Raw genomic sequence first — 15436 nt, forward strand, 5'->3', positions numbered from 1 at the left:
TCACTGTCACTTTCGGACAACGGCAGGCGCGGACGCCGTCTGTTTCGGACGCTGCCCCGGGCCCCACCCGAACCCTACGTTGTCTGTATGTCCAGGGAGACGGCGGCGGTGCCGACGGAAGCTCGCCTCGGGCGCGGGACGACACCGTGGCCCCTTGCCGAGATCGTCCATGTCGTCCATGTCGGACAGTCGGTCGTGCTCCTCGCCGACGGCGCCCGCCTGCTCCCGGTCACCGGCCCGGCACACGGGCTCGTCCCCGGCGGCGCCCGCATCCCGGAGGCCGATCTGCGCGCCCTCGCGGACACCGCACGGCGTAGCGCCACCCTCGACGTCTCGGGCTGGGCCGAGACCCCCAGCGTCTCCTGGCAGGACCTCACCCTCACCCCCGGGCCGGTGGACCGGCGCGCTGCCGTCGCGCTCTGGGCGGCGTGCGTCGCCACCGGCTCCACCGGGCCGATGAGCCCGGCACCCCAGCGCCGGGCCGCCCGCGAGCTCGTGGCCGCGGCCCTCGCGCGGCCAGCGGACATCGGGGCGCACCTCACCGCCCTCGTCGGCGCCGGACCGGGCTCCACGCCCGCGGGGGACGACGTCGTCGTCGGCGTGCTCGCCGGCCTCGACCGGTCCGGGGCCGCCCTCGCCGCCGCGGCCGTGCGCCGCGCACTGCCCGACCTGCTCGACCGCACGACCGCGCTGTCGCGGCACGAGCTCGCCGCCGCGATCGAGGGGCACGTCGCCGAGCGCGTCCACACCCTCGTCGCCGCCCTCGCCGACCCGGCGCTCGTCCCGGGTACCGTGCGCGCCGCCCGCGCGTGGGGTGCCAGCTCGGGACTCGACCTGGCGAGCGGGGTGGCCGCGGCCGCCCTCGTCACGTCCGCGCCCACCACCGTCCACATCCCACCGACAGACAGGAGAAGCGCGTGAGCGCCATCCCCCAGACCGTTCTCGGGTCCCTGGTGTTCCCACGGCTGTACCGGGACTCGGTGACCCTCATGGCCCTGGCCTCGACCGTCGAGCGCCGAGACGGCGTCGTGCGCGTGGGCGCCGTCATGGGCACCCCCGCCAACATCGAGATCCTCGAACGGTCCGACATGCGTCCCGCCGACCTCGACGTCGCACCCGACGACCTCGTCATCGTCGTCCGCGGCGCGGACGACGACATCGTGCAGGAGGCGCTCGCCGTCGCCGAGGAGGGCCTCACGGCCGTCGCCGCCCCGTCCGGGCCGCGGGCGCAGGTCGCCCCGCAGACCATCGCCGAGGCCCTCGCCGTCGCCGAGCGCGACGGCGGCGCGCCCGCCACCCTCGCGGCGGTCTCGACGCCCGGCACCTACGCCCCCGTCGTCGTCGAGCAGGCGCTCAAGGCAGGACTGCACGTCTTCTGCTTCTCCGACAACGTCCCCCTCGCCGAGGAGGTCCGGCTCAAGCAGCTGGCCGTCGAGCAGCGACTGCTCCTCATGGGCCCGGACTGCGGCACCGCGATCATCGACGGCGTGCCCCTCGGCTTCGCCAACGTCGTCGCCCCGGGGCCCGTGGGCATCGTCGCGGCGTCCGGCACCGGCGCCCAGGAGGTCGCCAGCCTGGTCGACGGCGCCGGCTCCGGCGTCTCCCAGCTCATCGGCGTCGGCGGGCGCGACCTGTCCGTCGAGGTCGGCGGCCGGATGACCGACCTCGCCCTCGACCTCCTCGCCCAGGACGAGGCGACGCGCGTCGTCATCGTCGTCTCCAAGCCGCCCGCGCCCGAGGTGGCGCAGCGGCTGCTCGACCGGCTCGCGGGCCTGGGCAAGCCTGCCGTCGCCTGCCTCCTCGGTATGGAGGACGCCGACGGCCCGGTGACCGTGCGCGGCACGCTCGAGGGTGGCGCAGCCGCCGTCGCCGAGCTGCTCGGCACGAGCCTGCGGCTGGCGGAGGCGCCACCGCTGCCCCCGGCACCCTCCGCGCGCGGGGTCCTCGGGCTCTACACCGGCGGCACCCTCGCCGCGGAGTCGGCGGTCGTGCTGCGCCGCGCCGGGGTCACCGCCGAGATCCTCGACCTCGGTGACGACGAGTTCACCACCGGCCGGCCACACCCGATGATCGACCCTGCCGCCCGCTCCGAGCACGTCGTCGCCGCCGGCGCCCGCCGCGACGTCGGGGTGCTCCTCGTGGACCTCGTCCTGGGCCACGGCGCCAGCACCGACCCCGCGACCCCGCTCGCGGACGCCGTCCGCGAGGCGATCGCCACCGCCGCCGCCGACGGACGCGAGCTGCGCGTCCTCGGGTCCGTCTGCGGGACCGCGGCCGACCCCCAGGGGTTCGACGCCCAGCGCGCCGTCCTCGAGGAGGCCGGGGTCCTCGTCCACCCGTCCAACGCCGCCGCCGCCCGCGCCGCCGCCGCGCTCGTGGGCGCCACCCCCGAGGAGAACGCATGATCACCACCGGAGTCCGGGTCCTCAACGCGGGACTGCCGGTCATCGTCGAGGCCGTGCCGCCCGCCGACGTCGTCCAGCTCGACTGGCGCCCGCCGGCGTTCGGGGACGCGCTCGCCGCTGCCCGGGCGGTCGCGCTCGACACCCCTGCCACCCGTGAGGCCAACGCCGAGGCGATCGCCCGGGTGCACGCCGTCCGCCCTCGCCTCGTGGGCGTCCGGCCCGCCCGCGACGTCGTCCCCGGCATCGCCGAGGGCAGGACGCTGCTCCACGCCGGGCCGCCCATCGAGGTCGGGCGCATGTGCGGCCCGATGCGTGGCGCGCTCGTCGGCGCCGCGATCTTCGAGGGCTGGGCGCAGGACCGGGCGGGCGCGGAGGAGCTGCTCGACTCCGGGCAGATCAGCGTCGCGCCCTGCCACCACCACGGGGCGGTCGGCCCGATGGCCGGCGTGCTCGCCCCGTCGATGCCCGTCGTCGTCGTCGAGGACGAGGGCCGTCGGGCCTTCTCCTCGCTCAACGAGGGCCTGGGCAAGGTGCTGCGCTTCGGCGCCTTCGACGACGAGGTCGTCACCCGGCTGCGCTGGATGCGCGACGTGCTCGGCCCCGTGCTCGACGCCGCGCTCCAGGTGCACGGCCCGCTCGACGTCACCTCCCTCATCGGCCAGGCGCTCGCGATGGGCGACGAGGGCCACAACCGCAACATGGCGGCCACGAGTCTGCTCACCCGCAAGCTCGCGCCGGCCGTCGCGCAGCAGGACCGCGGCGTCGAGGTGCTGGAGTTCCTCGGGGGCAACGACCACTTCGCGCTCAACATCTCCATGGCGGCGGCCAAGCTCGCGATGGACGCCGCGAACGGGGTCCCCTGCTCGACGCTCGTCACCGCGATGGCGCGCAACGGGGTGGAGTTCGGGCTGCGGGTCGCCGGCACCGGCGACCGGTGGTTCACCGCCCCGGTCGGCCCAGCGGACGGCCTCTTCTTCCCCGGTTACGGCATCGAGGACGCCAACCCCGACCTCGGCGACTCCGCGATCACCGAGACCCTCGGGATCGGCGGGTTCGCGATGGCCGCCGCCCCGGCCATCACGAAGTTCGTCGGCGGGACGCCGGACGACGCGCTGGAGACGACGGTGCGCATGCGCCGCATCACCCTCGGCCCGCACCCCGCCTACCCGCTCCCGCCGCTGAACTTCGCCGGCAGCCCCAGCGGCATCGACGTCCTCAAGGTGCTCGACACCGGCGTCCTGCCCGTCATCAACACCGGCATCGCCCACCGCGAGGCCGGCATCGGGCAGATCGGCGCGGGCATCGTCGAGGCGCCGCCCGAGGTCTTCCTCCTCGCCGTCGCCGCGCTGCACGAGGAGGCCGGGCGTTGACCCGCACGGCGCTCGTCGCGATCGGCGGCAACGCCCTCGTCCTCGACGGGGAGCCGGGCTCGGTCCAGCGTCAGCAGGAGCGGGCAGCTACCTTCGGCGACCTCGTCGCCGACCTCGTCTGCGACGGGTGGACCGTCCTCGTCACCCACGGCAACGGGCCGCAGGTCGGCTACATCCTGCGCCGCGGCGAGCTCGTCGCCGCCGAGGCCGACGTCGAGGGGCTGCCCGACCTGCCGCTGTGGCTCGCCGTGGCCGACAGCCAGGGCGGGATCGGCCACATCCTCTCCGTCGCTGTGGACAACGCGCTCGTGCGGCGCGGGCGTCCCGAGCGGGCGGTCACCGTCCTCACCCACGCCGAGGTCGACGCCGCCGACCCCGCCTTCGACGACCCGACCAAGCCGATCGGCGGCGTCATGGGTGCCGAGGTCGCCCGCCGCCGGGCGGCCGAGGAGGGCTGGCGCGTCACCCAGACCGGCGAGGGTACCTTCCGCCGGGTCGTCCCGAGCCCGCGGCCGCGCCACATCGTGGAGTCCGAGCAGATCCGGGTCCTCATGGAGTCCGGTGCCGTCGTCGTCGCCGCGGGGGGCGGTGGCATCCCGGTCGCGCGCGACGAGGCCGGGTGGCGCTCGGTCGACGCCGTCATCGACAAGGACCGGGCCTCGGCGCTGCTCGCCGCGAGCACCGGCGTGGACACCCTCGTCCTCGTCACCGGCGTCGACGAGGTCTACGTCGGCTACGGCACCGAGCGCCAGCGCGCCCTGCGCACCGTGTCCGCGCAGGAGATGCGCGAGCACCTCGCGGCGGGGGAGTTCCCCGCCGGCTCCATGGGCCCCAAGGTCGAGTCGGCGCTGGCCTTCGTCGACGCCGGCGGCCAGCACGCGATCATCACGTCCCTGCCCAACCTCCGTGACGCGCTCACCGGACGGACCGGGACCCACCTCACTGCCGGGAACCACGTCGGTCCCGACCTCCACATGATCCCCACCCCCCGCCAGGAACAGGAGTTGCCATGATCACCGTGAAAGCGGACCCGTTCGCCTTCCCACTGGACCCGGACCACGTCGCCCTGCTGTGCATCGACTTCCAGCGTGACTTCATGGAGGCCGGTGGCTTCGGGGAGTCGCTCGGCAACGACGTCTCGACGCTGCGTACCGCCATCGAGCCCACCCGCGGGGTCCTCGCGGAGTTCCGCCGGCGCGGGTGGCCCGTGATCCACACCCGCGAGGGCCACCGCCCCGACCTCGCCGACCTCTTCCCCGCCAAGCGCGACCGCGGCAACCCGAGCCTGCGCATCGGTGAGGAGGGCCCGATGGGCCGCCTCCTCGTCCGCGGCTCCGCCGGCCACGAGATCATCCCCGAGCTCGCGCCCGTCGAGGGCGAGGTCGTCCTCGACAAGCCGGGCAAGGGCTCCTTCTACGCCACCGACCTCGAGACCATCCTCCGCGCCCGCGGCATCACCCAGCTCGTCGTCACCGGCGTCACCACCGAGGTGTGCGTGCAGTCCACCGCGCGGGAGGCCAACGACCGGGGCTTCGAGTGCCTCGTCCTCGCCGACTGCACGAGCTCCTACTTCCCGGAGTTCCACGAGTCGGCGCTGCGGATGTTCTCCGCCCAGGGCGCGATCGTCGGCTGGGTCGGGCAGTCGGGGCAGCTCCTCGACGCGCTCGGCGCCACCGAGGACGGAGCGGGACGATGAGCGCCACCGCGACCGGTCCCCGCCTGAAGTGGTGGACCAAGGGCGACTGGAACGGCCTGTTCGGCCTCGGCACCAACGTCCTGCTCAACGTCATCGTCCTCACCGGGCTGTGCCTCACGGTCGTCCAGATCCCCGGCGACACCGTCTACGGCAGGATCCTGCCCGCCCTGGGCATCGCGCTGCCGCTCGGCAACATCTGGTACGCGATCCTCGCCCGCCGCCTCGCCCGCCGGGAGAACCGCACCGACGTCACCGCGCTGCCCTACGGGCCGAGCGTGCCGCACACCTTCATCGTCGTCTTCGTCGTCATGCTGCCCGTCGCGCTGTCGACCGGTGACCCGCTCGCCGCCTGGCGCGCCGGCCTCACCTGGGCGTTCATCATCGGCGTCATCGTCCTCCTCGGGGCGATGTTCGGTCCCTGGCTGCGCAAGATCACCCCCCGTGCCGCCCTCCTCGGCGCCCTCGCCGGTATCTCCATCACCTTCATCTCGATGAGCCCGGCCGCTCAGATGTGGCAGGCCCCCTGGATCGCCTTCGTCGCCCTCGGCTTCATCCTCGTCGGGTGGCTGGCCAACCGGCCGATGCCCTTCGGCGTCCCGGTCGGGCTGCTCGCCGTCATCGTCTCCACCGTCATCGCGTGGATCGCCGTCGCCGCCGGCTGGTCGGGCATCCTCGAGCCCAGCGCCGTCTCCCAGGCGGTGAGCGACCTCGCGCTCCGGCTGCCCTTCCCGACCGGCGACGTCATCACCGGCATGGCGGACATCGCCCCGCTGCTCGCCTCGGCCATCCCGCTCGGCATCTACAACTTCACCGAGGGCATGACCAACGTCGAGTCCGCCGCCGCCGCCGGCGACCGGTACTCCGCCCGCCAGGTGCTCGCCGCCGACGGCCTCGGCGCGATCATCGGCTCCTTCCTCGGCTCACCCTTCCCGCCTGCCGTCTACATCGGCCACCCGGGCTGGAAGGCCGTCGGCGGCCGGATCGGCTACTCCCTGGCCACCGGCGTCGTCGTCGCGGTCGTCTGCTTCACCGGGGTGGTCGGCCTGTTCCTCGCCGTCTTCCCGATGCAGGCGCTCGTCCCGGTGCTCCTCTACATCGGTCTGGTCATCGGGGCGCAGGCGTTCAACGTCAACGCCCGCCGCTACGCGCCGGCCATCGTCCTGGCGATGATCCCGAGCATCGCCGAGTGGGCCACCGGCCAGATCAACAACGCGCTGTCCTCCGCGGGCACCACCGCCCAGGAGGTCGGCATCGACGTCCTCGTCGCCAACGGCGTCGTCTACGACGGCCTGCACCTGCTCGGCCAGGGCGCCGTGCTCGTCGGCATCCTCGTCGGTGCCATCGCCTGCTTCGTCATCGACCGGCGGATGTACGCCGCGGCGATCACCGCCGGCATCGCCGCCGTACTCTCCTTCTTCGGCCTCATCAACGCGGTCGAGGTCGCGGTCAACGCCTCCCCGGGTGTCACCATCGGCTACCTGTTCCTCGGCATCGTCCTCGCCGGGTTCGGGTGGAAGGAGCGGCACGACACCGACCGCCCGCTCGACGACGAGGTGCTCTTCGTCAACGGCACCCTCATGCGGGGCCTGGAGCTGCACGACAACCTCACCGGCGCGGAGTTCGTCGAGGAGACGGCCACCGCACCCCGCTACCGGGTGCACACCATCGGCGACGTCCACCCGGGCATGTACGAGGTCGGGCCCGGCGAGACCGGCGCCTCGATCAGCGGCGAGCTCTACCTCGTCCCCACCGAGGTGCTCCTCAAGGTCATCGAGGGGGAGCCGCCCGGGCTCTACCGCGGCCCCGTCGAGCTCGCCGACGGGCGGGTGGTGCCCGGAATCCTCTTCGGGCGGGAGCGCGCCGAGCAGCACCCCGAGATCACCAGCCACGGTGGCTGGCGGCAGTACCGCGCGGCGACGGCGACGGTCCCTCGCTGAGCCCGCGGCACGGCACCGGAGGCGTCCCCGGCGGGGGCGCCTCCGGCGCGTGCGGGGTCAGGACCGGCGCTCGAGCACCCCGCGCACGAAGGCGGCCTGGCCGGCGTGCTCGAGGCAGTCGTCCAGGACGCTGACCAGCCGTACCCCGAGGGTCACCGGCGGGTCCCAGCGCTCGTCGACCACCCGGTCGAGGTCCTCGTCCCGCAGCCCTCGGATGAACTCGACGGACCGCTGGTGGACGGCGTCGTAGTACCCGAGCACCAGGCCGGCACCGAAGCCGCGGACGGCCCCCACCTCGGCCGACGTGTGGCCGTAGCCCACCCCGCCGACCGGCAGGTCGAACCGGGCGTCCCAGCCGTCGGAGGTCCACGCCTGCTCCCGGCCCGCGACCTCGGAGACGTGGTCGTCCTGCACCCGGGTGAGGTGCCACAGCAGCCAGCCGATCGAGTTCGCGTCCGGGTCGAGCCGGACGGCGAGGTCCTCGGGCCCGAGTCCCTCACCGGCGCGGTGGACCGAGCCCTCGATGCGCGACCACCCGTCGAGGAGCAGGTCGGTCGCGGCGCTCACCGCCCACCACCGACGAGGCCCTGCTCGGTGAGCCACTCGGTGGCGATCGTGGCGGAGTCGAGCTGCTCGTTCACGCTGCGCGCGTTGAGCGCGATGAGCTCCTCGGTGGTGAGGGCCGCGCTCACCGGGGCGAGGATGTCGGTGAGCTCCTCGGCGCGGTCCGCGGTGACGAGCGGGACGACGTTCTGCGCGAGGATCATGCTCTCCGGGTCCTCGAGGGTGACGAAGTCGCCGGTGGCGAGGTCCGGGTCGGCGGTGTAGATGTCACCCATGGTGATGGTGCCGTCGCGGATCGCGTCCTTGGTCAACGGGCCGCCGCTGTCGCCGATGGCGACGAAGTCGACGTCCACGCCGTAGAACTCCTGCAGCCCGTCCGGGCCGTAGGGGCGGCTCTCGAGCTCGGCGTTGCCACCGACGGTGATCTCGCCGTCGTAGCCGGCGAGGTCGGCGAGGCTGGTGATGCCGTTCTCCTCGGAGAACTCGGCGGTGACGTTGTAGGAGTCGGCGTCCTGCGCCTCGGCGTACTCGAGGACCGTCAGGCCCTCGGGCAGCGCGTCCGGCAGCGCCGCGGCGACGTCCTGCGAGCTGCGCGCCTCGGTGTCGGGCACGTAGAACTGCAGGAGGTTGCCGGTGTACTCCGGGATGACGTCGACCTCGCCGCCCTCGAGGGCCTGGAGGTAGACGTCGCGCTGGCCGATCTGGAACTGGCGGGAGACGTCGAGGCCGGCGTCCTCGAGCACCTGGGCGTAGATCTCGGCGAGGATCTCGTTGGAGTAGTAGGCCTGGGAGCCGACGACGACGGCGGCGTCGTCGGCCGCCGACGCCTCCTCCTCGGTCGGCTCGGCGAGCGGGTCACCCGACCCGCAGGCGGCGAGCGTGAGCACGGCAGTGGCCAGCAGGGCCACGCGGGAGGTCTTCATCGGTGTCCTTCCGTCGACGTGGAGAGCCTGCCCTGTCCGCCCGCCACCCGCACAGCGAAATAGCCGAGGACCGCGAAGACGGCGTCCAGGACGACGGCGAGGGCGACGATGGCGATGGCGCCACCGAGCATCTCGTCGTAGCGGCGCAGCGAGATCCCGCGCAGGATGTAGATGCCCAGGCCGCCCAGCCCGACGTAGGCGGCGAGCACGGCGGTCGCGACGATCTGCAGCGCCGCGCTGCGCAGCCCGCCGACGAGCAGCGGCAGCCCGAGGGGCGCCTCGACGCGCAGCAGCACCTGCCACGGTGTCATGCCCATGGCGCGGGCGGAGTCGGTGACCGCGCCGTCGACGTTCTCCACCCCGGCGTAGGCGCCGGCGAGCACCGAGGGCACCCCGAGGACGACGAAGACGACGGTCGCGGCGAGGTCCGCCTTCCCCACCCCGACGAGGAGGGTGAGGACGGTGAGCAGGCCGAGGGAGGGCAGCGCGCGCCCGGCGCCGGCGAGGGCGACGGTGAGCTGGCGGCCGCGGCCGGTGTGGCCCACGAGGTAGCCGAGCGGGACGGCGACGAGGGCCGAGACGAGCAGGGCCACCAGCGTGTACTGCAGGTGCTCACCGACCCGGTCGAGGACCGTTGCCCTCCCGGTCCACTGCTCGGGGGCGGTGAGCCAGGCCCACGCCTCGGCGAAGAGCGTCATCCGGCACCTCCCGCGGTGAGCTGGACGCGCCGTCCGGCCCGGGCGGCACGCCGGCTCGTCCACGGCAGCAGGAGCCTGCCGACAAGGACGAGGAGGACGTCGAAGAGGACGGCGAGCAGAAGGGTCGCGAGGATCCCGGTGACGATCTCGGCGACGATCCCGCGCTGGAGGCCGTCGGTGAACAGGTAGCCCAGGCTGCGGGTGCCGATGAGCACGCCGACGGTCACGAGGCTCACCGTGCTCACCGCGACGACCCGCAGCCCGGCGAGGAGCACCGGGCCGGCGAGCGGCAGGTCGACGGCCCAGAACCGGCCCCACGCCGAGTACCCGAGCGCCGTCGCCGCCGAGCGGACGGCCGGGTCGACCGCCTCGAGGGCGTCGGTGACGGAGCGGACCATGAGCGCGACGGCGTAGATGGTGAGCGCGATGAGGACGTTGAGCTCGGACAGGAAGCTGATCCCGACGAGCGGGGGGATCAGGACGAACAGGGCGAGGGAGGGGATCGTGTAGAGCAGGCCGAAGGCCGCGAGGATCGGCCCGCGCGCCCGGCGACGGCGCCAGGCGAGGACACCGGGCGGCAGCGCGAGGACGAGGCCGAGCACGATGGGCACGACGCTGAGCCGGGCGTGGCGGAGGGCGAGGTCGGTGACGAGCCCGGTGTTGGCGAGGAACCAGTCCATCAGTGCTCCAGGACGCCCGCGGGCCGGCCGTCGGCGTCGACGGCGAGGCGTCGGCCGTCCACCTCGACGACGCGCAGCCGGCGGCGGCCGCGGTCGGCGCCGATGAAGCTCGCGACGAAGTCCGACGCCGGTGCGGCGAGGATCTCCGCCGGGGTGCCCTGCTGGGCGATCCGCCCGCCCTGCTCGAGGAGGACCACCGTGTCCCCGAGGCGGAACGCCTCGTCGATGTCGTGGGTGACGAAGACGATCGTCTTGGCGAGCTCGCGCTGGAGACGCAGCAGCTCCTCCTGCAGCTCGGTGCGCACGATCGGGTCGACGGCCCCGAACGGCTCGTCCATGAGGAGGATGTTCGGGTCGGTGGCCAGCGCGCGCGCCACCCCGACCCGCTGCTGCTGCCCGCCGGACAGCTCCTGCGGGTAGCGCTCGGCCAGACCCCGGTCCAGCCCCACGGTGTCCATGAGCTCCAGCCCTCGCTCGCGGGCCGCGGCCTTGGGCACCTTGGTGAGCCGCAGGACGGTGGTGACGTTGTCCAGCACGCGACGGTGGGGGAGCAGCCCGGCGCTCTGCATGACGTAGCCGATGCCGCGGCGCAGCTCGACGGGGTTGCGCTCGCGGACGTCGGTGCCGTCGATCTCCACCGTCCCGGAGGTCGGGTCGACCATCCGGTTGATCATCCGCAGCACCGTCGTCTTGCCCGAGCCGGACGAGCCGACGAGAACCGTGGTGCGGCGGGCGGGGATGACGAGGTCGAGGGAGGAGACCGCCTCCGCGTCCCCGAAGCGCTTGGTCACCGCGCGGAACTCGATCATGGCGCTCCTCGGTCGGGTGCGGGGCGGACGTCCCGAGCGTAGGGTCCCAGGACGTCGTCCGACCGTCGAGAGGGACCGAGATGTCCGCGAGCTACGACGTCGTCGTCGTCGGGGCCGGGCCGGTCGGGGAGAACGTCGCCGACCGCGCCGTGCAGGGAGGGCTGAGCGCCGTCGTCGTCGAGGACCGCCTCGTCGGCGGGGAGTGCAGCTACTGGGCCTGCACACCGTCCAAGGCACTGCTGCGCCCGGCCGACGCGCGCCGCGGCGCCCAGCGGGTCGACGGCGCGAGGCAGGCCGTCACCGGCGACCTCGACGTACGCGCCGTGCTCGAGCGGCGCACGTCCTTCGCGAGCGGCTGGGACGACGCGGGCCAGGTCGAGTGGCTCCGGTCGGCCGGCATCGACCTCGTCCGCGGCCGGGGTCGGGTGACCGGGGAGCGCGAGGTCACCGTGATCGGCGCCGACGGCGCGGAGCAGGTCCTCACCGCCCGGCACGCCGTCGCCGTGTGCACCGGCACGCGCCCGGTCGTGCCCGACGTCCCGGGGCTGCGCGAGGCACACCCGTGGACCAACCGGGAGGCGCTCGAGGCGAGCGAGGTCCCCGCCAGCCTGGTCGTCATCGGCGGCGGGGTGGTGGCCTGCGAGCTCGCCGGCGCGTTCGCCGATCTCGGCGCCGAGGTGACGCTGCTCGTGCGCAGCCGGCTGCTCGGCGGGTACGAGCCCTTCGCCGGCGAGCTCGTCGGCGAGGCGCTGGCGGAACGCGGCGTGGACGTGCGCCGCGGCGTCTCGGCCACGCGGGTGCGGGTGGCCGACGGCGTGCGCGAGGTCGAGTGCGACGACGGCCGGACGGTGCGTGCCGCGCAGCTCCTCGTCGCGACCGGCCGCGAGCCGCAGTCCGACCTGGGGCTGGAGACCGTCGGCCTGGAGGGCGGATGGCTGCAGGTGGACGAGACGCTGCGGGTGCTCGACGGGGCGGGGGAGCCCGTCGAGTGGCTCTACGCCGTCGGCGACGCGAACCACCGCAGGCTCCTCACCCACCAGGGCAAGTACCAGGCGCGCGCGGCCGGGGACGTCATCGCCGCCCGGGCCGCGGGCCGACCCGTGGACGACGTCCGGTGGGGCGTCCATGCCGCGACCGCCGACCACCTCGCCGCCACGCAGGTCGTCTTCACCGACCCGCAGGTCGCGTCGGTGGGGCTGACGGCTGCCGGCGCGCAGGACGCGGGCCTGCGCACGCGCGTCGTGGACTACGACCTCGGAGCCGTCGCGGGCGCCGCGATCCACGCCGACGGGTACACGGGCCGGGCGCGCATGGTCGTGGACGAGGACCGGCGTGTCGTCGTCGGTGCGACACTCGTGGGTCAGGACGTCGCGGACCTGCTGCACGCGGCGAGCGTCGCGATCGCCGGCGAGGTGCCGATCGACCGGCTGTGGCACGCGGTGCCGGCCTTCCCCACGATGAGCGAGATCTGGCTGCGCCTCCTCGAGACCTACGGCCGCCCCACCCCCTGACCCGCCGCCCCTCCCGCCCCAGGAAGCCCTCTGCCCCAGGCCTCCGCCCCTCGGATCCCCGGCCCCCTCCCCCCGACAGCCGACTTGTGCGCGAGAGCCGACTTCCGCGCGAGAGCCGACTTGTGCGCGAGAGCCGACTTCCGCTCGGGCGCCGACGTCTGCGTCACAACGGCGCCCCTCACCCCGCCCGCCGCGCGCAGGACCAGTAACGTCGACGACCGACGAGACCCGCCACCGGACGGCGGGAGGGGAGGAGCGCCTCGCATGAACGAGCCGGACTGGGTGAGGCACGCGGTCCTGTGGCAGGTGTACCCGCTCGGCTTCCTCGGGGCGGAGCCGACGCGGGCGGAGGTCGGTGACGAGGTCCGTCACCGGCTGGCCGGGCTCGAGCCGTGGCTGGACCATGCCGTCGAGCTCGGTGCCTCGGGCATCCTCCTCGGCCCGGTCTTCGACTCGCGGACGCACGGCTACGACACCACCGACCACCTCCGGGTGGACCCGCGCCTGGGTGACGAGGAGGACCTCGTGGCGCTCTTCGCCGCGGCCCACGAGCGCGGGCTGCGGGTGGTCCTGGACGGGGTGTTCAACCACGTCGGCCAGGACTTCGCCATGTTCCGCCGCGCCCTCGCCGACGGGCCCGACTCACCCGCCGCGCGCTGGTTCCGCCTCCACTGGCCCGACCCGCAGGCGCCCGACGGCGGTGGCACCCCCACCCACGAGGACTTCGAGGGCCACTCGGCGCTCGTCGCCCTCGACCACGGCGAGCCAGCCGTCGCCGAGCACGTCGAGCGGGTGATGACGTACTGGCTCGACCGCGGCGCGGACGGCTGGCGCCTCGACGCCGCCTACGCCGTCCCGCCGACGTTCTGGAAGCCCGTCCTCGACCGGGTGCGCGCCCGCCACCCGGACGTGTACGTCGTCGGGGAGGTCATCCACGGTGACTACCAGGGGATCGTCGCGAGCTCCGGGATGGACTCGGTGACCCAGTACGAGCTGTGGAAGGCGGTGTGGAGCGCGCTCAACGACCGCAACCTCTGGGAGCTCGACCACGCCCTGCGTCGCCACGACGAGTTCTCCGACGCGTTCGCGCCGCTGACCTTCGTCGGCAACCACGACGTCACGAGGATCGCCAGCCGCCTCACCGACCCCCGGCACCTCGACCACGCGCTCGCGGTGCTCCTCACCGTGCCGGGCACCCCGTGCGTCTACGCGGGCGACGAGCACGGGTTCGCCGGCGTCAAGGAGGAGCGCGAGGGAGGCGACGACGCCGTCCGCCCGGCCTTCCCGGCCTCGCCCGCCGACCTCAGTCCTCTCGGCCTGCCGGTGTTCCACCGCCACCAGGAGCTCATCGGGCTGCGCCGCCGGCACCCCTGGCTGCACGACGCGCGTCTCGAGGTCCTCCACGTCGCCGACCCGCTGCTCGTCTACCGCGTCTCGGCCGGGGAGGAGGCGCTCGTCGTCCTCCTCAGCACGGACGACGACGAGGTGCGCTGGGGGCTGCCGTCCGGCGTCCCGGTCGCCGGCCACGAGCCGGCGACGGCGCTCGCCGGTTCAGGGGCGGTCGTCGACGGCGGCCGCACGGTCGTCCTGCCCCCTCACGGCTGGTGCGTGGTGGGCTGAGGAGCCCGGGCGGGTGAGGCAACCGACCACGGCGACGGCGGCGGCCGCCGCGAACGCGACCCGTAGGTCCGTGGCGCCCGCGAGGGCGCCGACGAGCGGGGCGCCGGCGGACTGGCCCAGCGCGAGGAGCAGGAACGCGAGCCCGACGCCCGCCGCAGGCGCGCGCGGGTGGAGCCGGGTGGTCCACAGGAGCAGGACCCCGGTCATCGCGATGTACGCCGCCCCGAAGGCGGTTGCCGCCGGCCAGGCGACGGCGACGGTGCCGGGGACGAGCGCGAGCAGCGCCGTCGCCCCCGCCATCGCGAGCATCGTCACCGGCCAGGTCCGCCGCAGTCCGAGACGTCCGATCAGGTCGCCCGCGGCGGCCCCGAGGACGCCGAAGACGCCGAGGAGGATCCAGCCGACCGTCGACGCGCGCACGCTCATCCCGCCCTCGACGAGGACGTCGCGCCCGAAGGTCCACGTCGCCGCGCTCGCCGCTCCCGCGAGCAGCGCGGCGGCGGCGAGCCGGCCGCTCCCGCGCGGGAGCAGCGGCCGGGGGAGCAGCGGCGCCCGTTCGGGACGCGAGGTGGGCACGGCGAGGGCCGCCCACACGGTGACGACGGCGCACAGCGCGGCGAAGGCCAGCCAGCCCGCCCGCCACTGCTCGCCCGCGAGCGCGACCGGACCTGCGACGGCGACGCCCACCCCCGTTCCGGCGTTGACCACCGCCTGGGCCCGGCTGCGGCGCTCCTCGGCGACCGAGGCGGCGACGGCGTGCGCGAGCGGCGGGGAGGCCAGGCCGGTGCTCGCGCCGCCGACGACGACCCCGACGGCGAGCACGGCGCCGCTCGGGGCGAGGCCGACGGTGAGCGTGCCGGCGGTGGCGACCGCCCCGGCGAGGACGGCGACGAGCCGGCCGCCCCAGCGCGGGGTGAGTGTCGTGGAAAGGACGATGCCCAGGCAGTAGGCGGCGTAGGACGCCGAGGCGACGGCTCCCGCGGCCGCGGCGTCGAGACCGAACTCCGCGCGGAAGGCGGGGACGAACAGTCCGTAGGAGAAGCGGGCGAGGCCGTAGCTGACGGCGATGAGGGCGAGCCCGGCGGCGGTGAGCCGGCGTGTGCGTGCGGGGGACAGGGCGCTGTGCGCCGCGGGGGACTCGACCGTCATGCTCGACCTCGCAGACCTGTGTATCTCGATCCGGGGAGCCTAGGTACACTGACCTGTGAAGGCAGCCGGGAGGT

Annotated in this window: 14 protein-coding genes; 8 read left to right on the top strand and 6 right to left on the bottom strand. The window is 74.5% G+C overall.

Annotated elements, in window-relative coordinates:
- Positions 1–87 precede the first annotated feature (87 nt).
- Genes FE251_RS02025 through FE251_RS02050 form a run of 6 tightly spaced genes read left to right on the top strand, consistent with a single transcriptional unit; the run spans position 88 to position 7408 of the window.
- Entirely contained in the window at positions 88–921 is an 834-nt protein-coding gene (locus tag FE251_RS02025) for an oxamate carbamoyltransferase subunit AllH family protein (protein ID WP_139071276.1), read from the top strand.
- Positions 918–2405 carry an acyl-CoA synthetase FdrA gene (fdrA, locus tag FE251_RS02030; protein WP_223147556.1) on the top strand — a complete coding sequence of 496 codons (1488 nt, stop codon included), beginning with the start codon at positions 918–920 and terminating at the stop codon, positions 2403–2405. The genes FE251_RS02025 and fdrA overlap by 4 nt, the downstream gene beginning before the upstream one ends.
- Positions 2402–3775: a YlbE family protein gene (locus tag FE251_RS02035; protein ID WP_139071277.1), complete on the top strand. Its 1374-nt coding sequence runs from the start codon at positions 2402–2404 to the stop codon at positions 3773–3775. Before fdrA ends, FE251_RS02035 begins: the two co-directional genes overlap by 4 nt.
- Positions 3772–4788: a carbamate kinase gene (locus FE251_RS02040; protein ID WP_139071278.1), complete on the top strand. Its 1017-nt coding sequence runs from the start codon at positions 3772–3774 to the stop codon at positions 4786–4788. The genes FE251_RS02035 and FE251_RS02040 overlap by 4 nt, the downstream gene beginning before the upstream one ends.
- Positions 4785–5471, top strand: coding sequence for a cysteine hydrolase family protein (locus FE251_RS02045; protein WP_139071279.1), 687 nt, complete (start codon positions 4785–4787; stop codon positions 5469–5471). Before FE251_RS02040 ends, FE251_RS02045 begins: the two co-directional genes overlap by 4 nt.
- A complete protein-coding gene (locus FE251_RS02050; RefSeq protein ID WP_139947621.1) occupies positions 5468–7408 on the top strand; it encodes an allophanate hydrolase-related protein in 1941 nt (646 codons plus the stop codon). The genes FE251_RS02045 and FE251_RS02050 overlap by 4 nt, the downstream gene beginning before the upstream one ends.
- A 57-nt stretch (positions 7409–7465) precedes the next feature.
- On the opposite strand, the gene FE251_RS02055 is transcribed toward FE251_RS02050, so the two are convergent.
- Genes FE251_RS02055 through FE251_RS02075 form a run of 5 tightly spaced genes read right to left on the bottom strand, consistent with a single transcriptional unit; the run spans position 7466 to position 11082 of the window.
- Complete coding sequence (locus FE251_RS02055; RefSeq protein ID WP_139071281.1) at positions 7466–7975, bottom strand: mycothiol transferase; 510 nt, start codon at positions 7973–7975, stop codon at positions 7466–7468.
- Positions 7972–8895: an ABC transporter substrate-binding protein gene (locus tag FE251_RS02060; protein ID WP_139071282.1), complete on the bottom strand. Its 924-nt coding sequence runs from the start codon at positions 8893–8895 to the stop codon at positions 7972–7974. The genes FE251_RS02055 and FE251_RS02060 overlap by 4 nt, the downstream gene beginning before the upstream one ends.
- Positions 8892–9593, bottom strand: coding sequence for an ABC transporter permease (locus tag FE251_RS02065; RefSeq protein ID WP_139071283.1), 702 nt, complete (start codon positions 9591–9593; stop codon positions 8892–8894). Before FE251_RS02065 ends, FE251_RS02060 begins: the two co-directional genes overlap by 4 nt.
- Positions 9590–10273, bottom strand: a complete 684-nt coding sequence (locus tag FE251_RS02070; RefSeq protein WP_139947623.1) for an ABC transporter permease — start codon at positions 10271–10273, stop codon at positions 9590–9592. Before FE251_RS02070 ends, FE251_RS02065 begins: the two co-directional genes overlap by 4 nt.
- The gene (locus FE251_RS02075) at positions 10273–11082 is read right to left on the bottom strand and encodes an ABC transporter ATP-binding protein (RefSeq protein ID WP_139071285.1); all 810 of its coding nucleotides are present in this window, start codon (positions 11080–11082) and stop codon (positions 10273–10275) included. The genes FE251_RS02070 and FE251_RS02075 overlap by 1 nt, the downstream gene beginning before the upstream one ends.
- Before the next feature lie 80 nt (positions 11083–11162).
- Between FE251_RS02075 and FE251_RS02080 the strand changes: the two genes are divergently transcribed.
- Together FE251_RS02080 and FE251_RS02085 are read left to right on the top strand one after the other, a co-directional pair.
- Positions 11163–12593 carry a dihydrolipoyl dehydrogenase family protein gene (locus FE251_RS02080; RefSeq protein WP_139947625.1) on the top strand — a complete coding sequence of 477 codons (1431 nt, stop codon included), beginning with the start codon at positions 11163–11165 and terminating at the stop codon, positions 12591–12593.
- A gap of 264 nt (positions 12594–12857) precedes the next feature.
- Entirely contained in the window at positions 12858–14213 is a 1356-nt protein-coding gene (locus tag FE251_RS02085; RefSeq protein ID WP_139947627.1) for an alpha-amylase family glycosyl hydrolase, read from the top strand.
- Here the strand turns inward: FE251_RS02085 and FE251_RS02090 are convergent.
- Positions 14145–15362 carry an MFS transporter gene (locus FE251_RS02090; RefSeq protein ID WP_139947629.1) on the bottom strand — a complete coding sequence of 406 codons (1218 nt, stop codon included), beginning with the start codon at positions 15360–15362 and terminating at the stop codon, positions 14145–14147. The two genes, FE251_RS02085 and FE251_RS02090, sit on opposite strands and share 69 nt — an antisense overlap.
- Positions 15363–15436 lie beyond the last annotated feature (74 nt).

The sequence above is a fragment of the Georgenia wutianyii genome, from assembly GCF_006349365.1.
GTDB classification, from domain to species: Bacteria; Actinomycetota; Actinomycetes; order Actinomycetales; family Actinomycetaceae; genus Oceanitalea; species Oceanitalea wutianyii.